Here is a 20052-nt window from a genome sequence, read left to right as displayed (position 1 = left end):
CGCTCAAGTGACCGGCCGGACAATGTAGATGATGTCCTGCCGGTACTCACCGTGGCCGATGATCTGCTCGATCGCCAACGTGGGCTCCTTGCCGGGATTCGTCGTCGCGCCGGCCGACCGCCGGCCGACGTATCCGTCCGGCCGGATGGCCGCGGCCCCTGCGGAACCGAATCCGCAGCCCCGTAGGAAGAGGCCGCCAGGGTCGGTCGGTCCGGGAGGGGCGACGGAGTAACCCGCCACCGGGAGCTTTGGTCAGTGGGCGGCGACCTCCATCGCGCGGGTGTTGAAGTTGCGGTCTTCGGGTGCCGTGCCGGTGAGGAGGGGCTCCGACCCGAAGGCGATGACTTATGCCGTAAGGTTGGTTCAGCAGAATGCTTATGGCGTAAGTCTGTCAAGGATCGAGCGAGGTCGGAGCGATCGGTCATGCGAGTAGGTCCGCCGAGGAGGAGAAGAATCATGAAGATCGTCGTACTGGGTGCCACCGGCAACATCGGCTCACACGTCGTGAAGGAGGGGCTGTCCCAGGGGCATGAGGTCGTGGCCTACGTCCGCAACCCCGACGCGGTGCAGCCGCGGTCGGGGCTGACCGTCGTGCGGGGTTCCCTCGACGACCGGGCCGCGATGGCGAAGGCATTCGCCGGCAGCGACGCCGTGATCTCGGCCATCGGGGTCGCCCTGCGTGCGAAGAAGCCCATCGACCTGATGCGGCGCACCCTGCCGGTCGTCACCGCCGCGGCGCAGGACGCCGGTGTCGAGAGGTTCGTGCTCGTCTCCGCGTTCGGGGTCGGGGACACGGCGACGAAGGCGTCGTTCCTCGCGCGGCTGGTCTACCGCACGGTCGTCGCCGCGATCTTCAAGGACAAGGAGCTCTCGGAGAAGAGTCTGCCCGTGAGCGGCCTGAACTGGACGATCGTCCACCCGGTCAACCTCAAGGAGGCCCCTGCCGCACCCGCCGCCACGGTCAAGCTCCTCGATCGGGTCGCCAGGGTCCCCGGCCTGCCCACGCTCCCGTTCGCGAACGTCGCGCGCGCCCTCGTCGAGATCGTCGGCGACCGCGGCCTCGCCGGGCAGCGGGTGCTGGTCACGACCGAGAAGGGGTGGAAGCCGCAGGAACACGCGGCTTGAGAGGGGCGTTCATGGGGGCGTTACGCGCGGCCGGTGGGAATCCCTGCCGATCGAGTGCAGGGAGGGACACCCTGGGACCGTCACACGAGAGGGGCTTCGACCATGCGGCGGCTGAGGTCGCGTCGTAGCCAGGTGGTTGAGACGGACGGCGCCCGGGGTGGTTCACGGATGCGCTGTACCCGAAGTGAACCAGCCGCGAGCTGTGGGTTCGGCTCCGCCCGGGAGGTCGTTGAGGAAGACGACGGGCAGGCCGCGTTGGGCTCGTGAGCAGCAGACGCGGAAGGGGTCGGGTGACCGTTGGGCGCGGTCGGGTTTGTCGGTGCCGGCGAGCATGTTGCCGATGCTGTACATGGTCCAGACGGAGTCGTTGATCACGACGATGAGGTCCAGAACCTCGCCGATGGTCCCGCTGGCGTGCGCGGTGTCGAGTTTGCGGATGGCGTAGCTGATGGTCCGTCTGTCGGCGCGCTGGGTGATGCGTCTCTCGCCTGGGCCGGGAGGCTGGTCAGTGATGCGAAGCAGCCTGACCTGGTTCTGGGTGCCGAGTTCTTCGGAGCCGACGGAGGTGCGCTCGGTCCTGTTGTTCGCCTCCTGCCGGACAACAGGGGCAGCTACTTCAACCAGCTGTCCCTGGCCCCCGGAGTATGGCGGGTGGTCGTGAAAACCGGATCCGAGCGTCCGGCCGGCACGATCGACGACCTCCTCGTCGTCGCCGAGGCCTGAACCAGGAACACCCTTCCCGCCGGGTGGGTGGGCGGCGGCCCACTCCGGTCGGAGTGCGGCATGGTTTCCCGCAGCTCCAGGAGTCACACTGACAGGATGGACGCGCTTCGCACGGGTGACCAGGGACTGTTCGGCCCCTCCTCGGTGACCTGGCAGATGCACGGTGACCCCATGATGTGGGTCGCCGGGATCCGCGCGCTCTACCTCCAGGCCCTGCACCCCCGCGCGGTCCGGGGCGTCATGCAGAATTCCGACTTCCGGCGCGACGCCTGGGGCCGCCTGATGCGCACCGCGAACTTCGTCGGCACGGCGACGTACGGTACGACCGACGCCGCCGAGAAGGCCGGCGCCCGGGTCCGGAAGATCCACACCCTGCTCAAGGCCACCGACCCGGACACGGGGGAGCGGTATCGGATCGACGAGCCCGAGCTGCTGCTGTGGGTGCACTGCGCCGAGATCGACTCCTATCTGCACGTCCTGCGCCGCTCGGGGTTCCCGATGACGGACGCGCACGCCGACCGGTACATCGACGAACACCGGGTCAGCGCACGCCTGGTGGGCCTCGACCCCGCCGACGTACCGGCGAATCGGGCGGAGTTGGCCGCCTACTTCGAGAAGGTGCTGCCGGAGCTCGCCGCCGGGTCCGAGGCGCGGGACGTGGACGACTTCCTGTCGCGCCCGCCGACCCACCCGCTGCTCGTCCCGGCGCGCGCCCTGCTGTGGCGGCGCGTGGCGCATCTGGCGTACGCCGCTCTGCCGCCGTACGCCCACGAGCTGTACGGCAGACCCGCACCAGCCCCCTCCGCGGTGACCCGGCGCCTGCGTGTCACGGGCACCGTGCTGCGCTGTGTTCCCGCACGTCTGCGCTGGCTACTCCCGCCCAAACACATTCTGCGGGCCATGGCGCGGCTCGGCCCCGGCTCCCGACCGGCGCCGTACAAAGTCGGCAGATAACTCGCCATACTGGACGAGCCAGGGGAGGGCGCGGCGAGCAGCGACGGGGGCGATCGCACGAGATGGTGGAGACCAGGCTGATCCAGAGCCGGTACCGACTGCTCGATCTGATCGGGCGGGGAGGTATGGGTGAGGTGTGGCGCGCCCGCGACGAGTCACTGGGGCGACAGGTGGCCGTGAAGTGCCTCAAACCGCTCGGCCCGCACCACGATCAGTCGTTCACCCGAGTGCTGCGGGAGAGATTCCGGCGCGAGGCCCGGGTGGCTGCCGCGCTGCAACACCGCGGGGTGACCGTGGTGCACGACTTCGGCGAGTCGGAGGGCGTGCTGTACCTGGTCATGGAGCTGCTGGAGGGCCGCAACCTCAGCCAGCTCCTGGAGGACAACAAGCAGCATCCGCTCCCCGTCGCCGATGTCGTCGACATCGCCGACCAGGTGTCCGGCGCCCTCGCCTACACCCACCAACAGGGCATCGTGCACCGCGACCTGAAGCCCGCGAACATCATGCGGCTGGCCGACGGCACGGTGAAGATCTGCGACTTCGGCATCGCGCGCCTGGGCCACGACATCGGCTTCACGGCCCGGCTGACCGGCACCGGCATCGCGATGGGAACCCCGCACTACATGTCGCCGGAGCAGATCAGCGGTGCCCAGGTCGACCAGCGCAGTGATCTGTACTCCTTCGGATGTGTGCTCTACGAAATCGCCACCGGGGCACCGCCGTTCGACCTGGACGACGCGTGGGCGATCCTCGTCGGCCACCGTGACACCCCTCCGGAGCCGCCGCGCCACCACCGCGCCGAGCTCCCCGAGTACTTCGAGCGGATCATCCTGGATCTGCTGGCCAAGGAGCCGGAGCGGCGCCCTCAGGACGCGCGCGAGCTCGGCCGGCGGATCGGCACGGGGCGTACGACTCCGGTGTACGTGCCGACGGTCGTGTCCCCCGCGGTGAGCCGTCCCGCCCACGAGCAGCGGATGCTGGAGCCGTCGAGGAGGGCTTCCTCGCCCTCTGCCTCGCGTGAACCCCGGCTGCCCTCCTGGACCCGGGGCATGACCACCGGCCACAAGGCGACCGGTGCCGGACTGGGCGGCGCCCTGCCGGACGCGGCGGCGGGCCTGACCGGCGAATGGACGGCGCGCCCGGCCACGTCCGTACCGGAGGCGCCGGAGCGCGTCGAACGCCCGACCCCCTCGCCGGAGTTGCTCATCACCCTGACGGGCCGGCACAACGCCGGACTGAGCCTCGGGCGGCTCGGCCGGTGGACCGAGGCGGGCGAGGTGCACCGCGCGGTCGCCGCCGAACGCGAGCACGTCCTCGGCCCCGACCACCCCGACACCCTCGCCAGCCGCTACGAGGTCGGCTTCACCCTCAGCCGCACCGGACGCGCCGCCGAAGCGCTGCGCGAGTACGCGCGGGTCGCCCAGGGCAGGGAGCGGGCGCTCGGCCCCGACCATCCCGACACCCTGGCCGCACGCCAGGAAATGGCGTACGTGCTGGGCCAGTTGGGCCGCCACTTCGAGGCACACCAGGCGTACATCGAGGTGCTCGCCGCCCGGGAGCGCGCCATGGGCCCCGACCATCCCGACACCCTGCGCTGCCGCCACAACCTCGCCTTCAACCTGAGCAGGCTGGGCCGGCTGGAGGACTCGTACCGAATGGCGAGCGAGGTCGCCGCCGCGCGGACCCGGGTGCTCGGTGCGAACCACCCCGACACGCTCGTGACACGGTACGAAGTCGCGTACGCGCTCGGTCAGTTGGGACACTGGCCCGAGGCGTTGGGGACCTACCGGGAAGTGGCCGAGGCACGGGCCCAGGCCCTTGGCCCCGACCACCCGGACACCCTCTCCGCCCGCTACGAGGTCGGCATCAGCCTCGGCCGGCTCGGCCGCAGCGCGCAGGCCCTGGAGCTGTACCGGGACCTGATCGACGACCGCACCCGGGTGCACGGCCCCGCCCACCCCGAGACCCTGCGCGCCCGGCACGGTCTCGGCGTCAACCTGGGCCGGATGGGGCGCTGGGAGGAGGCGCTCGCCGAGTCCCGCGACGTGTGGGCGATCCGCGAGCGCGTCCTCGGCCCCGACCACCCGGACACCCTCGTCAGCCGCCGCGAGGTCGCGGTCGGCCTCGGCTGGCTGGGCCGCTGGTCCGACGCCCTCACCGAGTACCGGGGCGTCGCCACCGCCCGCGCACGCGTCCTCGGCCCCGACCACCCCGACGCCCTGGCCAGCCGCAACGACGAGGCACACTGCCTGGAGCAACTGGGCCGGGGCCAGGAAGCGGTGGAGTTGTACCGGAGGGTGGCGGCGTTACGCCAGCAGCGGGCGGCAGGGGGAGGCTGAGGGGCTCTCGTGCAGGGTTGCGCTCGCCCGGTTCGAGCGGCGGTACCGGCCATACGGCGGACGGCTTCCGGGCGGCCCCGCCCGCGCCGCCGCGCAGGGGTGGGCGCCCACGCCCCGTCCGGATGCCCGCCGGGTGCCGCGTACCTCTGGCCGTTCTAGATCATCGCGTGCTACGAAGAACCATGCCTGCACACGAGGGATACGACGTCGTGATCGTCGGCGGGGGCCACAACGGTCTCGTCGCCGCCGCCTACCTGGCCCGGGCCGGCCGGTCCGTGCTGGTGCTCGAGCGCCTGGGGAGCACCGGCGGCGCCGCCGTGTCCACCCGGCCGTTCGCCGGAGTCGACGCGCGGCTGTCGCGCTACTCCTACCTGGTCAGCCTGCTGCCCCGGAAGATCGTGCGGGATCTGAGCCTCGACTTCCGTGTGCGTGGCCGCACCGTGTCCTCGTACACGCCGGTCGAACGCGACGGGCGGCCCACCGGCCTGCTCGTCGGTGGTGGCGAGCGCCGCACGCGCGAGGCCTTCGCGCGTCTGACCGGCTCGGACCGCGAGTACGAGGCCTGGCAGCGCTTCTACGGCATGACCGGCCATGTCGCCCAGCAGGTCTTCCCGACGCTCACCGACCCGCTCCCCACCCGCGAGGAACTCCGTGCCCGCATCGACGACGAGGAGGCCTGGCGAGTCCTCTTCGAGGAGCCGGTCGGTGTCGCCGTGGAGGAGAACTTCGCCGACGACCTCGTGCGCGGTGTCGTCCTCACCGACGCGCTCATCGGGACCTTCGCGGACGCCCACGACCCGTCCCTGCGCCAGAACCGCTGCTTCCTGTACCACGTGATCGGCGGCGGCACCGGCGCCTGGGACGTGCCGGTCGGCGGCATGGGCGCTCTCACCGACGCGATCGCCGCGGCGGCGCGCGCCGCGGGCGCGGTGATCGTCACCGGCCACGAGGCGGTGCGCATCGAGACCGACGGGCGGGCCGCCGAGGTCACCTACCGCACCGCGGACGGCGAGGGCGTCGTTCCGGCCCGGCACGTCCTCGTGAACGCCTCGCCGCAGGAACTCGCGCACCTCACCGGCGACGAACCGCCCACCCCCGCCGAGGGCGCCCAGCTGAAGGTCAACATGCTGCTCAAGCGGCTGCCGAGGCTGCGCGACACCTCCGTCGACCCGCGCGAGGCGTTCGCCGGCACCTTCCACATCGCGGAGGGCTACGAGCAGTTGGCGACCGCCCACGCGCAGGCCGCGTCCGGCGAGCTGCCCACCGCGCCGCCCTCCGAGATCTACTGTCACTCCCTCACCGACCCGAGCATCCTCGGCCAGGACCTGGTCGAGCAGGGCTACCAGACCCTCACCCTCTTCGGCCTCCACACGCCCGCCCGGCTGTTCGAGCGGGACAACGACGCCGTACGGGCGGAGCTGCTGAAGTCGACGCTGGCGCAGCTGGAGGCACACCTCGCCGAACCGCTCGCCGACTGCCTGGCCACCGACGCGGACGGCCGCCCCTGCATCGAGGCGAAGACCCCGCTCGACCTGGAGCGCGACCTGCGGCTGCCCGGCGGCAACATCTTCCACCGCGACCTCGCCTTCCCCTACGCCCAGGAGGGCACGGGCCGCTGGGGCGTCGAGACCCGGCACGCGAACGTCCTGCTGTGCGGGGCGGGCGCGGTGCGCGGCGGGGGCGTGAGCGGAGTGCCCGGGCACAACGCGGCCATGGCCGTACTGGAGGGCGGGGACGACTAGGGGGCCTGTCCGGCGGATCAGGTCGCAGGAAACGGGCGGTGCCTCATCGACGCTGGTGAGCGGGGCTTGGCCCGGATCTCCGCCGAAGGACCGGCCAGAAATCTGACGGAGCATCAGAAAAGGCCTTCCCTCGTTCGGAGGACTGCGGCATTCTGCGGCCATGCAGACGGAGCTGAGCAAGAGACTGGGAGTCGAGCACGCCATTTTCGGCTTCACGCCGTTTCCCGCCGTCGCCGCGGCCATCAGTCGCGCGGGCGGGTTCGGTGTGCTCGGCGCGGTCCGCTACACCGACCCCGACGACCTCAAACGCGACCTCGACTGGATCGAGGCGAACGTCGACGGCAAACCGTACGGCCTGGACGTCGTCATGCCCGCGAAGAAGGTCGAGGGGGTGACGGAGGCCGACGTCGAGGCGATGATCCCCGAGGGGCACCGGCAGTACGTCACGGACACCCTCGCCAAGTACGGCGTGCCCGAACTCGCCGAGGGCGAGGCGTCCGGCTGGCGCATCACCGGCTGGATGGAACAGGTCGCCCGCACCCAGCTCGACGTCGCCTTCGACTACCCGATCAAACTGCTCGCCAACGCGCTGGGCTCACCGCCCGCCGACGTCGTCGACCGCGCCCATGAGCGCGGGGTGCTCGTCGCGGCCCTCGCGGGCAGCGCCCGGCACGCGCGCAAACACGCCGAGGCGGGCATCGACGTCGTCGTCGCACAGGGCTATGAGGCCGGCGGCCACACCGGCGAGATCGCCTCGATGGTGCTCACCCCCGAAGTCGTCGACGCCGTCGATCCGCTGCCCGTACTGGCGGCGGGCGGCATCGGCAGCGGACAGCAGGTGGCCGCCGCCCTCAGCCTCGGCGCCCAGGGCGTGTGGCTCGGCTCGCTGTGGCTGACCGTCACGGAAGCCGACATGCACTCGCCCGCCGTGACCCGCAAGCTGCTCGCCGCCGGGTCCGGCGACACCGTCCGCTCGCGCGCGCTGACCGGCAAGCCCGCCCGCCAGCTGCGCACCGAGTGGACCGACGCCTGGGACGACCCGAACGGCCCCGGCACGCTCCCCATGCCGCTCCAGGGGCTGCTGGTGGCTGAGGCGGTCTCCCGGATCCAGAAGTACGAGGTGGAACCGCTGCTCGGGACACCGGTCGGGCAGATCGTCGGCCGGATGAACAGCGAGCGCACTGTCCAGGCCGTCTTCGACGACCTGACGAGCGGCTTCGAGCGAGCCGTCGACCGCGTCAACCGGATCGCGGGAAGGGGCGAACAGTCATGAGCACCTCACCGAACGGCTTCTGGGCCCAGGCCACCGCCGACCCCGGGCGGACGGTCCTCGTCACCCCGGACGGGGACGAGTGGACCGCCGGCCGGCTGCACGCCGCGGCCAACCAACTCGTCCACGGTCTGCGCGCCGCTGGACTCGAACGCGGCGACGCCTTCGCGGTCGTCCTGCCCAACGGCGTCGAGTTCTTCGTCGCCTACCTCGCCGCCTCCCAGGCGGGCCTCTACCTGGTGCCGGTCAACCACCACCTCGTCGGCCCCGAGATCGCCTGGATCGTCTCCGACTCGGGCGCCAAGGTGCTGATCGCCCACGAACGGTTCGCCGACGCCGCCCGCCACGCCGCCGACGAGGCGAAGCTTCCGGCGACGCAGCGGTACGCGGTGGGCACGGTGGCGGGCTTCCGGGCGTACGCCGAACTCCTCGACGGACAGCCCGACTCGGCGCCCGACGACCGCACCCTCGGCTGGGTCATGAACTACACCTCGGGAACCACGGGCCGCCCCCGCGGCATCCGGCGCCCGCTGCCCGGCAAGCTCCCCGAGGAGTCGTACCTCGGCGGCTTCCTCGGCATCTTCGGCATCAGGCCGTACGACGACAACGTGCATCTGGTCTGCTCGCCGCTCTACCACACCGCGGTACTCCAGTTCGCGGGCGCTTCCCTGCACATCGGTCACCGTCTGGTGCTGATGGACAAGTGGACGCCCGAGGAGATGCTCCGCGTCATCGACGCCCACGCCTGCACCCACACCCACATGGTCCCGACCCAGTTCCACCGGCTGCTGGCACTCCCCGACGAGGTGAAGGCGCGCTACGACGTCTCCTCGATGCGGCACGCCATCCACGGCGCCGCCCCGTGCCCGGACCATGTGAAACGGGCCATGATCGAGTGGTGGGGCCACAGCGTCGAGGAGTACTACGCGGCCAGCGAGGGCGGCGGCGCCTTCGCGACCACCGAGGACTGGCTGAAGAAGCCCGGCACGGTCGGCAAGGCCTGGCCCATCAGCGAACTCGCGGTCTTCGACGACGACGGCAACCGGCTGCCGCCCGGTGAACTCGGCACCGTCTACATGAAGATGAGCACCGGCGGATTCTCTTACCACAAGGACGAGAGCAAGACGAGGAAGAACCGCATCGGCGACTTCTTCACCGTCGGTGACCTCGGCTGCCTCGACGAGGACGGTTATCTCTTCCTCCGCGACCGCAAGATCGACATGATCATCTCGGGTGGGGTCAACATCTACCCGGCCGAGATCGAGGCCGCGCTGCTCTCCCACCCCGCCGTCGCCGACGCGGCCGCCTTCGGCATCCCGCACGACGACTGGGGCGAGGAGGTCAAGGCCGTCGTCGAGCCCGCCCCGGGCCACGAGCCCGGCCCGGCCCTCGCCGCCGACATCCTCCGCCACTGCGAGCGCCTGCTCGCCGGGTACAAGCGCCCCAAGAGCGTCGACTTCATCGAGTCGATGCCGCGCGACCCGAACGGGAAGCTGTACAAGCGGCGGCTGCGGGATCCCTACTGGGAGGGCCGTACGCGAGCGGTATGACATCGGAGCGGGGTGTGACCGGGGTGGTCCCCGCCCGTGCGGGCAGGGGCCACCCCGCTGCCGTCAGCGGTGCTCGCCCACGCGGATCACCCGCAGCCCGGGTGAGGACGCGATGTCCTTCTCGCAGAACCGGGAGGTGACCCACTTGCCCTCGGAGAACAGCCGTGTCTGGTCGCTGAAGTGCGGCGAGTTCGGGTTCGACGACTGGGAGTAGGTCAGCAGCGTACGGGCGACCGGGCAGCGGCCGCCGTCCCACCCGACGGCCTGGATGTACGAGGACCCCGTGGTGACCTCGGTGTAGCCGCCGGCCGCCGCGTCCCACACCGGCTCGACCTTGTTCCACACGCCGAGCGACTCCGTGCCGCCCGGCACGGGGATGCGCTGATCGCCCCGGACGACGACCTGGTGCGCGCCGAGCGTCGCGTCCAACGCGATGCCCGCCGCCCGCAGCTCGCTCACCGCGTCGGCGAGGGCCGTGGACAGGCCGGGCGCCGCGGTGTTGAGCGTGTTCGGCGTGTGGACGGGGTCCGCCGCCGAGAACGGGACCTTCCAGAGCTGCGCGGGCGGGGTCGCGGCGGTCAGTCGCCGCCAGAACCGGTCGAAGAGCAGTGCGCCCCGGCTGCCGGTCTTCATGGAGTGGTCCCACGCCCTCAGCACACCGCACGCCTCGCTCACGTCGACGGCCTTGCCGTCGCTGCCCGTCGCCGTCCCACCGGGCAGCGCGGCACAGGCACGGGCCGTGTCGTCGGCGATGAGGTCACCCGAGGTCGCCCGGTTCGCGAACTGCTGTGCCTGCAGGTCCCGTACGGTCAGCTCCCCCTTGGCGGCCATCGCGGACACGGCCGCCTTCGCACCGCGCGCACGGGTCGACAGCGGCGAGCCGATCGGCCCGAAGACCCGTTCGTACCCGGTGAGCGGCCGGTCCGTGTTGGCCAGCCAGGCGCTGTCGTTGGAGTTCTCCGCGTACGGCGCGTCCTTGAGGACCGGCATTTTCGCGGGCCCGAAGATCCCGGGCTGTACGGCGTCGGGGTCGCTGCCCAGCGCGCAGTCGCCGCGGGAGCCGTCGAGGACCGCGATACCGGACGACGGATAGAGGGCCTTGCCGAGCGCCGTCGAGCAGCGCTGGGCCAACTCGTCGGTGATACGCGGGAGTACCTGCGACTGTGTGAACAGCGAGTGGCCGCCCGAGTCGGCGGCGACCGTGTTGATCCAGGGCAGCCCCTGTGTGCGCCTCAGCGTCGTGAGGACGTCGGCCGTGCTGCGGGCCCGGCCGAAGCCGAGGGCGGTGTCGGGGGCGCGCAGGTTCTCGGAGTTGGGGTCGTTCAGGGCGTACGCCGTCGTGGACGTCCAGGGCAGCGGGAGTCCCGCGCCGAGCGAGGTGACGACCGGGCCGTAGCGGGTCCACCACTGGGTGCGGGTGACGGGCGGGCCACCCCGCGCCTCGACGGTGACGGTCCGCCTCGTCATCCGCTCCGGCTTCCCGTCCACCAGGTATGTCGTCGGGTCGGCCGGATCCAGCGTCAGCTGGTGGAGGTTGAGCGTGACGCCGGTGGCGACGGTATGGCTCCAGGCCATCCGTGCGTTGTGCCCGATGGAGACCGTGGTGGAGCCGAGCAGCGCGCCGCCCGAGACGTTCAGCTCGCCGGGGATCGTCTGCTGTGACTGCCAGAAACGACGGCCGCCCTGCCACGGGTAGTGCGGGTTGCCGAGCAGCAGCCCGCGGCCGTTCGCCGTGGTGGCACCGCTGAAGGCGACCGCGTTGGACCCCATGTCGGCGGTGTCGAAGAGTATTCGGGCGGCGCGCGCGGCACTCTGCGCGTCGGGCGTGTCGGCGGCCGTCCGCGCGGCGGCCGTCGCGGGCGGCTGTGCGGCCGTGATGCCGTCGACCGCGCGGCCCTGACCGCCGAGCACCGCCAGCGCGAAGGTACGCGCGGCCACGTCCACCGCGGTCACGGGCCGGACCCAGGAGGCGCCCCGGCAGGCCGGATCGGTGATCCGGTTCTGGGCGAGCCAGGCGTTGTAGCCGGCCGCCCAGCCCCGCATCAGATCCTTGGAATCCCGGCTCGGACCCCGTGGCGCGGGCTCCGTGAGCAGCTTCTCCACGGTGCCCGTCGCACGCACGCCACGGAAGTAGAGGTCGCTGGAGAGGTTCTCGGCCGCCGAGGACAGCGAACCGTCCGGCTCCGCGTCGGGACCGAAGAAGCGGGAGCGTTCGCCGCGTACGGTCACGAACCCGTCGGCGAGGGTGCACACCTGGTCGGCGGCCTGCGCCCAGCCGGTGCCGAAGCCGAGGTCAGAGTAGTTCTTCGCAAGGATGTGCGGAATGCCGTACTCGGTGTAGCGGATCACGGCGGACAGACCGCCGGCGGACGGGTGGGACGGAGAGTTGTGACGCTCCTGGCCGTTCGCGGCGGTCGCGGGCAGTGCGGCCGAGGCGGTGAGCAGTGCGACGGCCAGGACGGCGAACCGTCTGGGGCGGATGCGCATCGTGCCTCCCGACATCATTGAGGGAAGGGGCGGTTGAGCGTAACAACGGTCACAGACGTGTGACCTGGTGTCAGTACGTTCCACGGCAGGGTTGATCCTTTTCGCGCCAAGGGCGCGGGACGCTTGACCGCGCTCGCGGGCCGGAACGAGGATCGCGGCAGAGCAGCCGGACGAAGGAGCAGGTCATGACGGCGGGTCAGAACCCCACGGTGGCGGCGGGGCGGAGCGTCACGGTCGACGGGGTGCTGCGGCGCAGCGCCCGGCGGACCCCCGAACGCGTCGCGGTCCACTACCGCGACCGGTCCTGGACCTACGCCGAACTCGACGAGGCCGTCTCCCGCGCCGCCCAGGTGCTGCGCGCCTCGGGACTGGCACCGGGCGACCGTGTCGGTGCCTACGGCCACAACTCGGACGCGTACCTGATCGGCTTCCTCGCGTGTGCGCGCGGCGGGCTGGTGCACGTGCCGGTCAACCAGAACCTGACCGGTGACGACCTCGCGTACATCGTCGGACAGGCGGGCTGCGGGCTGGTCCTGGCCGACCCGGACCTGGCCGGGAACCTCCCCGGGGGAACCCGCGTTCTCGCCCTGCGCGACAGCGACGACTCGCTGCTCGCGCGGCTCGACACGACCACGCCGTACGACGGTCCGGAGCCCCGCGGCGAGGACCTGACGCAGCTCCTCTACACCTCGGGCACCACCGCGCTGCCCAAGGGCGCCATGCTGACCCACCGTGCGCTGGTGCACGAGTACCTCAGTGCGATCACCGCCCTCGATCTGCAGGCCGGTGATCTGCCCGTGCACTCGCTGCCGCTCTACCACTCGGCGCAGATGCATGTGTTTTTGCTGCCCTATCTCGCGGTCGGCGCCGTGAACGTCATCCTCGACGCGCCCGACGCCGGGCAGATCCTCGACCTGGTCGAGGCCGGACACGCGGACAGCCTGTTCGCGCCGCCCACCGTCTGGATCGGACTGTCCAACCGTCCCGACTTCGCCACCCGAGACCTGAGCGGACTGCGCAAGGCGTACTACGGGGCGTCGATCATGCCGGTGCCGGTTCTGGAACGGCTGCGGGAGCGGCTGCCGAAGCTGGCGTTCTACAACTGCTTCGGCCAGAGCGAGATCGGACCGCTGGCCATGGTCCTCGGACCCCACGAGCACAAGGGGCGGATGGACTCCTGTGGGCGGCCGGTGCTGTTCGTCGAGGCGCGGGTCGTCGACGGGTCCGGCAAGGACGTGCCCGACGGGGAGCGGGGTGAGATCGTCTACCGCTCACCGCAGTTGTGCGAGGGCTACTGGGACAAGCCGGAGGAGACCGCGGAGGCCTTCCGCGACGGCTGGTTCCACTCCGGGGACCTCGCCGTGCGCGACGAGGAGGGCTACTACACCGTCGTCGACCGGGTGAAGGACGTCATCAACTCCGGTGGCGTACTGGTCGCCTCACGCCAGGTCGAGGACGCGCTCTACACCCACGACGCCGTCGCCGAGGTGGCCGTGATCGGGCTCCCCGACGAGCGGTGGATCGAGGCGGTCACGGCGGTCGTCCTCGCCCGTACCGAGGTCACCGAGGCCGAACTCCTCGCCCACGCACGCGTGAAGCTCGCCGCCTTCAAGGCGCCCAAGCAGGTCCTCTTCGTGGACGAACTGCCACGCAACGCCAGCGGAAAGATCCTCAAACGCGAGCTGAGGGACCGCTTCACGGACGCACGGGCCGAAACCGTCCAGGGGTAGAGCGCCCTGGCGATGACGGCCGACGGCCGACGGCCGTCGCGTTCGACGGTCACCGGCCGCCCCGGGACGGGCTCGGCGTGCGGCGGCGGTCGTGGCGCGTGCGTCAGCGGGCTGTCTGCGTCGCCACCGCGCGCGCCCACCGGTAGTCCGCCTTGCCGCTGGGCGAGCGCTGGATGGTGTCGGTGATGACGAGCTGGCGGGGGATCTTGTAGCCCGCCAGGTGGCCCCGGCAGTGGGTCTGGATGTCCTCCAGCGAGGGCCTGCCCGCGCCCTCGCGGAGCTGGACGACCGCCGCCACGTGGTTGCCCCACTTCTCGTCCGGCACCCCGGCGACCAGCGCGTCGTACACGTCCGGATGGGACTTCAGGGCCTGCTCGACCTCCTCCGGATAGACCTTCTCGCCACCGGTGTTGATGCACTGGGAGCCGCGGCCGAGGACGGTGACGATGCCCTCCTCGTCGACCGTCGCCATGTCACCGAGCAGCACCCACCGCTCGCCGTCCTTCTGGAAGAAGGTCTCGGCGGTCTTCTTCGGGTCGTTGTAGTAGCCGAGGGGCACATGGCCGCGCTGCGCGACCCGGCCGGGCTCGCCGACGGCGACCGGCTCGTACGTGGCCGGATCCACCACCTGTGTACGGGAGTTGACCCGCAGCCGGAAACCCTTGCCGGCCCCCGAGTCCGCGGTCGCGGTGCCGTTGAAGCCGGACTCCGAGGAGCCGTAGTTGTTGAGCAGCATCACGTTCGGGACCAGTGACTGGAACTGCTCACGCACCGTCTCCGACATGATCGCGCCGGACGAGGACACGCTGAACATCGAAGAGCAGTCCGTGCCCTTCATCGGCCCCCGCAGCGCGTCGATCAACGGGCGCAGCATCGCGTCGCCGACCAGCGACATGCTGGTGATCTTCTCCTTCTCCACCGTCCGCAGGACCTCTTCGGGCACGAACTTGCGGTGGATCACCACCCGTTGGCCGAAGTTGAACCCGATGAACGCCGTCAGGGTCGAGGTGCCGTGCATCAGCGGGGGAGTGGGGAAGAAGGTGATGCCCTCACCGCCGGCCGCCACCCGCGCGGCGAGCTCCTCCGGCTTCTTGACCGGCTCGCCCGTCGGGGCGCCGCCGCCCAGCCCGGAGAAGAACAGGTCCTCCTGACGCCACATCACACCCTTGGGCATGCCCGTGGTGCCGCCGGTGTAGATGATGAACTGGTCGTCCGCCGAGCGCGATGGGAAACCCCGTTCGGGGGATCCGGCCGCCTCGGCCTCGGCGAAGTCCACGGCGGGCAAGGAGGCCCTGTCGGTCGCCGCGCTCCCCACCCGCAGGAGGTGCCGCAGCGCCGAGGCCCGCGGCAGTGCCGCCGCCACCCGGTCGGTGAACTCCGTGTCGAAGACCAGTGCCACGAGATCCGCGTCCCGGTAGAGGTAGACCAACTCCTCTTCCACGTAGCGGTAGTTGACGTTGACCGGCACGATCCGTGCCTTCAGGCAGCCCAGCACGGTCTGCACGTACTCGACGCCGTTGTAGAGGTGCAGTCCGAGGTGCTCGCCGGGGCGGATGCCGCTGTCGATCAGGTGATGGGCGATGCGATTCGCCGCCGAGTCGAGTTGCGCGTACGTCAGACGGCGCTCGGCGCCCGTGCCCGGATGGTCGATGTACACGAGCGCCTCGCGGCCCGGAACCACGTCGACGACCGACTCGAACAGGTCGGCAAGGTTGTACTCCACCGCTCCTCCTGACGTCGTGCGTCCGGGTCCGCCCCTCGGCTCGACGGCCATCAGAGCAAAGCCCGCCACAAGTGGGAAGGGCTCGCACAGAAGAAATCTGACTGTCTGTCAGAAAACTCTTGTACTGGTCCCGCGCCTACTGCAACCTGTTCTCGTTCCAGAGAGCCTGTCTGACGGGAGGACGGCAATGGGTGGTACGGAACACCTCACCGTGCAGCGCGAAGGCGCCACACTGGTGCTCACGCTCAACAGGCCAGAGGCCAAGAACGCGCTCTCGCTGCCGATGCTCGTCGGTCTGTACGACGGCTGGATCGAGGCCGACGAGGACGACGCGATCCGCTCGATCGTGCTCACCGGTGCGGGGGACGCCTTCTGCGCCGGCATGGACCTCAAGGCGCTGGCGGGGCGGGGCATGGAGGGCCAGCAGTACCGGGACCGGCTGAAGGCCGACCCCGATCTGCACTGGAAGGCGATGCTGCGCCACCACCGCCCCCGCAAACCGGTGATCGCCGCCGTCGAGGGCCACTGTGTCGCGGGCGGTACCGAGATCCTCCAGGGCACCGACATCCGGGTCGCGGGCGAGTCGGCGACCTTCGGGCTCTTCGAGGTCAAGCGCGGGCTGTTCCCGATCGGCGGCTCCACGGTCCGTCTGCAACGCCAGATCCCACGCACGCACGCCCTGGAGATGCTTCTCACGGGGCGTCCGTACTCGGCCCGGGAGGCCGCAGGGATCGGCCTGGTCGGACACGTCGTGCCCGACGGGACGGCGCGGCGGAAGGCACTCGAGATCGCCGAACAGATCAACGCCTGCGGGCCCCTGGCCGTCGAGGCGGTCAAGGCGTCCGTGTACGAGACCGCCGAGATGACGGAGACGGAGGGCCTCGCGGCCGAGCTGACCCGCGGCTGGCCGATCTTCGACACCGCCGACGCGAAGGAAGGCTCCCGAGCCTTCACCGAGAAACGCCCACCCGTCTATCGGCGCGCGTGACGTCCGGGGTCGTGACGGTGCGCGGGGCCGGGGCGGGCGTGACAGCGGCCTTCTGCGGCCGGGAGGGGAGACCCGAGGGCCTGGGTTCCGCCTTCGGGGGCGTGCTCGACCCTCTCCTTCCCCCGACGGAGTCACCACGTGCTCGACCCTCCCCCTCCCCCCGACGGAGTCGTGACGCGCACGATCCCCCTCCCCTAAGGAGACAACCGGGATGCCCGAAGTCCTCAAAGCCCCCCTCGTCGTCGAGTTCCCCTTCACCCGTTCGCTCGGCCCCGTCCAGAGCGCGTTTCTCACCGGGCTGCGTGAGCGTGTCGTCCTTGGTGTGAAGACCGCCGACGGCCGCACGCTCGTCCCGCCCGTCGAGTACGACCCCGTCACCGCGGAGGACCTGGGCGAGCTCGTCGAGGTCGCCCCCACCGGCACCGTCACCACCTGGGCCTGGAACCACCAACCCCGTCGGGGCCAGCCCCTCGACACCCCCTTCGCCTGGGTCCTGGTCCGGCTCGACGGCGCCGACACCGCCCTCCTGCACGCCCTGGACGCACCGGACCCCGACGCCGTACGCACCGGTATGCGCGTGCGTGTCCGCTGGGCGGCGCAGCGCGCCGGCGCCATCACCGACATCGCCTGTTTCGAGCCGTACGACGGAGACCGCCCGGAGATCGCGGGTCACGACGGGCGGTTCGAGGACATGGTCACCGGCATCGTCGCCCCCGCGCGCCTCGACTACGTCTACTCGCCCGGCCGCGCCCAGTCCGCCTACATCGACAGCCTCTCCTCGCGGCGCAGCGTGGGCGAGCGCTGCCCGTCCTGCCGCAAGGTGTACGTCCCGCCGAGGGGCGCGTGCCCCACCTGCGGTGTCGTCACGTCGGAGCAGGTGGAGGTGGGCCCGCGCGGCACCGTGACCACGTACTGCATCGTCAACATCAAGGCCAGGAACCTCGACATCGAAGTGCCGTACGTCTACGCGCACATCGCCCTCGACGGCGCCGACCTCGCGCTGCACGGCCGGATCGGCGGCATCCCCTACGACCAGGTGCGCATGGGGCTGCGGGTGGAGCCGGTGTGGACGGAGGGCGGCCGCCATCCCGACCACTACCGGCCCACCGGCGAACCGGACGCCGAGTACGACACGTACAAGGAGCTGTTGTAGATGCCGCCCATCAGGGACATCGCCGTCGTCGCCTTCGCGCAGAGCGACCATCTGCGCACCACCGACGAGCTCTCCGAGGTGGAGATGCTCATCCCGGTCCTGCACGCCGTCCTCGACCAGACCGGGCTGAAGACCAGCGACATCGGTTTCACCTGCTCCGGTTCGACCGACTACCTCGCGGGCCGCGCCTTCTCCTTCACCATGGCCCTCGACGGGGTGGGCGCCTGGCCGCCGATCTCCGAGTCGCACGTGGAGATGGACGGGGCCTGGGCGCTGTACGAGGCGTGGACGAAACTGCTCACCGGGGACGCCGACACCGCGCTGGTGTACGGGTACGGGAAGTCGTCACCCGGATCCGTACGGGACGTTCTGACCCGGCAGCTCGACCCGTACTACGTCGCGCCCCTGTGGCCCGACTCCGTCGCCCTCGCGGCCCTTCAGGCGCAGGCGCTCATCGACGCGGGCGAGACCGACGAGCCCGCGCTCGCGGAGGTGGCGTCCCGCAGCCGCGCTTCGGCCGTCACCAACTCCCATGCGCAGCTTCGGGGTTCGGTGGACCAGGGTGAGTACCTCGTACGGCCCCTGCGCGTCGGCGACTGCCCGCCCGTCGGCGACGGTGCCGCCGCCGTGATCCTCGCGGCGGGGGAGCGGGCCCGCGAGCTGTGCGAGCGGCCCGCCTGGATCCGGGGCATCGACCACCGCATCGAGGCGCACGGCCTCGGCGTGCGCGACCTGACTCACTCGCCGTCGACCCGCCTCGCCGCCGAGCGGGCCGGAGCCTTCGAGCGGCCCGTCGACACGGCCGAGTTGCACGCGCCGTTCACCTCCCAGGAGGTGGTCCTGCGCAAGGCGCTGAGGCTCGGTGAGGAGGTGCGCGTCAACCCGTCCGGCGGAGCGCTCGCCGCCAATCCGATCATGGCCGCCGGGCTCATCCGCATCGGTGAGGCCGCCGCCCGCGTCCACCGGGGCGAGTCCGACCGGGCGCTCGCCCACGCCACCTCCGGGCCCTGCCTCCAACAGAACCTGGTCGCCGTACTCGAAGGGGATCCCCGATGAGCAAGGAGCCCGTGGCCGTCGTAGGCATCGGCCAGACCAAGCACGTGGCGGCCCGACGGGACGTGTCCATCGCGGGACTCGTCCGCGAGGCCGCCGGGCGGGCGCTCGCCGACGCCGAGTTGACGTGGGCCGACATCGACGCCGTGGTCATCGGCAAGGCGCCCGACTTCTTCGAGGGCGTCATGATGCCGGAGCTGTACCTCGCCGACGCGCTCGGCGCGGTCGGCAAGCCCATGCTGCGGGTGCACACGGCGGGTTCCGTCGGCGGATCCACGGCCCTGGTCGCGACGAACCTGATCGCGGGCCGCGTCCACGGCACCGTCCTGACCCTGGCCTACGAGAAGCAGTCCGAGTCGAACGCCATGTGGGGCCTGTCCCTGCCGATCCCCTTCCAGCAGCCGCTGCTGGCCGGCGCGGGCGGCTTCTTCGCGCCGCACGTACGGGCGTACATGAGGCGCACCGGCGCGCCCGACACCGTCGGCTCGCTGGTCGCCTACAAGGACCGGCGCAACGCGCTGAAGAACCCGTACGCCCATCTCCACGAGCACGACATCACGCTGGAGAAGGTGCAGGCCTCGCCCATGCTGTGGGACCCGATCCGCTACTCGGAGACCTGCCCGTCCTCGGACGGCGCCTGCGCGATGATCCTCACCGACCGGGCGGGGGCGGCCCGCTCGCCGAGGCCGCCCGCGTGGCTGCACGGCGGCGCGATGCGCAGTGAGCCCACCCTGTTCGCGGGCAAGGACTGTGTGTCGCCGCAGGCCGGCAAGGACTGCGCGGCCGACGTGTACCGGCAGGCGGGCATCGCGGAACCGCGCCGTGACATCGACGCCGTGGAGATGTACGTGCCCTTCTCCTGGTACGAGCCCATGTGGCTGGAGAACCTCGGTTTCGCCGAGGAGGGCGAGGGCTGGAAGCTCACCGAATCCGGTGTGACCGAGCTTGACGGGGACCTGCCCGTCAACATGTCGGGCGGTGTCCTCTCCACCAATCCGATCGGCGCCTCCGGCATGATCCGCTTCGCCGAAGCGGCACTTCAGGTGCGCGGTCAGGCGGGAGAACACCAGGTGGAAGGGGCTCGCAGGGTGCTGGGGCACGCCTATGGAGGAGGATCCCAGTTCTTCTCGATGTGGCTGGTCGGGGCCGAGCCGCCCACCTCCTGACAGCGTCCCCCTCACGTGGCCTGTCCGCCGCCGGAACCGATCGCTAGGC

15 protein-coding genes are annotated in these 20052 nt (G+C 71.1%); 11 read left to right on the top strand and 4 right to left on the bottom strand.

Translation table 11 applies throughout. From position 1 onward, the window contains the following. Nucleotides 1–3 precede the first annotated feature (3 nt). Nucleotides 4–240, bottom strand: a complete 237-nt coding sequence (locus ACFVWD_RS03770) for a hypothetical protein (protein WP_389593776.1) — start codon at nucleotides 238–240, stop codon at nucleotides 4–6. A gap of 216 nt (nucleotides 241–456) precedes the next feature. Between ACFVWD_RS03770 and ACFVWD_RS03765 the strand changes: the two genes are divergently transcribed. Next, nucleotides 457–1125: an NAD(P)-dependent oxidoreductase gene (locus tag ACFVWD_RS03765; RefSeq protein ID WP_389593775.1), complete on the top strand. Its 669-nt coding sequence runs from the start codon at nucleotides 457–459 to the stop codon at nucleotides 1123–1125. 162 nt (nucleotides 1126–1287) lie between these two features. Here the strand turns inward: ACFVWD_RS03765 and ACFVWD_RS03760 are convergent, their stop codons facing one another. Further along, a complete protein-coding gene (locus ACFVWD_RS03760) occupies nucleotides 1288–1935 on the bottom strand; it encodes a hypothetical protein (protein WP_389593774.1) in 648 nt (215 codons plus the stop codon). Nucleotides 1936–1944: 9 nt separating this feature from the next. Between ACFVWD_RS03760 and ACFVWD_RS03755 the strand changes: the two genes are divergently transcribed. From ACFVWD_RS03755 to ACFVWD_RS03735, 5 genes are all read left to right on the top strand, one after another. Beyond that, nucleotides 1945–2802, top strand: coding sequence for an oxygenase MpaB family protein (locus tag ACFVWD_RS03755; RefSeq protein WP_389593773.1), 858 nt, complete (start codon nucleotides 1945–1947; stop codon nucleotides 2800–2802). A gap of 62 nt (nucleotides 2803–2864) precedes the next feature. Further along, entirely contained in the window at nucleotides 2865–5141 is a 2277-nt protein-coding gene (locus ACFVWD_RS03750) for a tetratricopeptide repeat protein (protein ID WP_389593772.1), read from the top strand. 182 nt (nucleotides 5142–5323) lie between these two features. After that, a complete protein-coding gene (locus ACFVWD_RS03745) occupies nucleotides 5324–6883 on the top strand; it encodes a phytoene desaturase family protein (protein ID WP_389593771.1) in 1560 nt (519 codons plus the stop codon). A 160-nt stretch (nucleotides 6884–7043) separates the two neighbouring features. Next, nucleotides 7044–8156 carry an NAD(P)H-dependent flavin oxidoreductase gene (locus ACFVWD_RS03740; protein WP_389593770.1) on the top strand — a complete coding sequence of 371 codons (1113 nt, stop codon included), beginning with the start codon at nucleotides 7044–7046 and terminating at the stop codon, nucleotides 8154–8156. Continuing rightward, nucleotides 8153–9703, top strand: a complete 1551-nt coding sequence (locus tag ACFVWD_RS03735; RefSeq protein ID WP_389593769.1) for an acyl-CoA synthetase — start codon at nucleotides 8153–8155, stop codon at nucleotides 9701–9703. The genes ACFVWD_RS03740 and ACFVWD_RS03735 overlap by 4 nt, the downstream gene beginning before the upstream one ends. A gap of 63 nt (nucleotides 9704–9766) precedes the next feature. Here ACFVWD_RS03735 and ACFVWD_RS03730 read toward each other — a convergent pair whose 3' ends face one another. After that, nucleotides 9767–12190, bottom strand: a complete 2424-nt coding sequence (locus ACFVWD_RS03730) for a penicillin acylase family protein (RefSeq protein ID WP_389593768.1) — start codon at nucleotides 12188–12190, stop codon at nucleotides 9767–9769. 185 nt (nucleotides 12191–12375) lie between these two features. Here ACFVWD_RS03730 and ACFVWD_RS03725 point away from each other — a divergent pair, with 185 nt between their 5' ends. Further along, nucleotides 12376–13920, top strand: coding sequence for an acyl-CoA synthetase (locus tag ACFVWD_RS03725; protein WP_389593767.1), 1545 nt, complete (start codon nucleotides 12376–12378; stop codon nucleotides 13918–13920). Nucleotides 13921–14023: 103 nt separating this feature from the next. Here the strand turns inward: ACFVWD_RS03725 and ACFVWD_RS03720 are convergent, their stop codons facing one another. Beyond that, on the bottom strand, nucleotides 14024–15643 hold the full coding sequence (locus ACFVWD_RS03720) for an acyl-CoA synthetase (protein ID WP_389593766.1): 1620 nt from the start codon (nucleotides 15641–15643) through the stop codon (nucleotides 14024–14026). Between the two features lie 187 nt (nucleotides 15644–15830). Between ACFVWD_RS03720 and ACFVWD_RS03715 the strand changes: the two genes are divergently transcribed. From ACFVWD_RS03715 to ACFVWD_RS03700, 4 genes are all read left to right on the top strand, one after another. Further along, nucleotides 15831–16631, top strand: coding sequence for a crotonase/enoyl-CoA hydratase family protein (locus ACFVWD_RS03715; protein ID WP_389593765.1), 801 nt, complete (start codon nucleotides 15831–15833; stop codon nucleotides 16629–16631). 211 nt (nucleotides 16632–16842) lie between these two features. Further along, nucleotides 16843–17784, top strand: a complete 942-nt coding sequence (locus tag ACFVWD_RS03710) for a Zn-ribbon domain-containing OB-fold protein (protein WP_389593764.1) — start codon at nucleotides 16843–16845, stop codon at nucleotides 17782–17784. Then, nucleotides 17785–18840 (top strand): thiolase domain-containing protein, encoded by a 1056-nt coding sequence (locus ACFVWD_RS03705; protein WP_389593763.1) that lies wholly within the window; start codon nucleotides 17785–17787, stop codon nucleotides 18838–18840. Further along, nucleotides 18837–20003, top strand: coding sequence for a thiolase domain-containing protein (locus ACFVWD_RS03700; protein WP_389593762.1), 1167 nt, complete (start codon nucleotides 18837–18839; stop codon nucleotides 20001–20003). Before ACFVWD_RS03705 ends, ACFVWD_RS03700 begins: the two co-directional genes overlap by 4 nt. Nucleotides 20004–20052 lie beyond the last annotated feature (49 nt).

It is taken from the genome of Streptomyces sp. NPDC058086 (genome assembly GCF_042885015.1).
Lineage (GTDB): Bacteria > Actinomycetota > Actinomycetes > Streptomycetales > Streptomycetaceae > Streptomyces.
This window is presented reverse-complemented; position numbering and strand designations above follow the sequence as displayed.

Bases quoted from the DNA above. Each gene is read 5' to 3' on its own strand.
- ACFVWD_RS03765 (WP_389593775.1), top strand. From the start codon at position 457: ATGAAGATCGTCGTACTGGGTGCCACCGGCAACATCGGCTCACACGTC.
- ACFVWD_RS03755 (WP_389593773.1), top strand. From the start codon at position 1,945: ATGGACGCGCTTCGCACGGGTGACCAGGGACTGTTCGGCCCCTCCTCG.
- ACFVWD_RS03750 (WP_389593772.1), top strand. From the start codon at position 2,865: ATGGTGGAGACCAGGCTGATCCAGAGCCGGTACCGACTGCTCGATCTG.
- ACFVWD_RS03745 (WP_389593771.1), top strand. From the start codon at position 5,324: ATGCCTGCACACGAGGGATACGACGTCGTGATCGTCGGCGGGGGCCAC.
- ACFVWD_RS03740 (WP_389593770.1), top strand. From the start codon at position 7,044: ATGCAGACGGAGCTGAGCAAGAGACTGGGAGTCGAGCACGCCATTTTC.
- ACFVWD_RS03735 (WP_389593769.1), top strand. From the start codon at position 8,153: ATGAGCACCTCACCGAACGGCTTCTGGGCCCAGGCCACCGCCGACCCC.
- ACFVWD_RS03730 (WP_389593768.1), bottom strand. From the start codon at position 12,190: ATGCGCATCCGCCCCAGACGGTTCGCCGTCCTGGCCGTCGCACTGCTC.
- ACFVWD_RS03725 (WP_389593767.1), top strand. From the start codon at position 12,376: ATGACGGCGGGTCAGAACCCCACGGTGGCGGCGGGGCGGAGCGTCACG.
- ACFVWD_RS03715 (WP_389593765.1), top strand. From the start codon at position 15,831: ATGGGTGGTACGGAACACCTCACCGTGCAGCGCGAAGGCGCCACACTG.
- ACFVWD_RS03710 (WP_389593764.1), top strand. From the start codon at position 16,843: ATGCCCGAAGTCCTCAAAGCCCCCCTCGTCGTCGAGTTCCCCTTCACC.
- ACFVWD_RS03705 (WP_389593763.1), top strand. From the start codon at position 17,785: ATGCCGCCCATCAGGGACATCGCCGTCGTCGCCTTCGCGCAGAGCGAC.
- ACFVWD_RS03700 (WP_389593762.1), top strand. From the start codon at position 18,837: ATGAGCAAGGAGCCCGTGGCCGTCGTAGGCATCGGCCAGACCAAGCAC.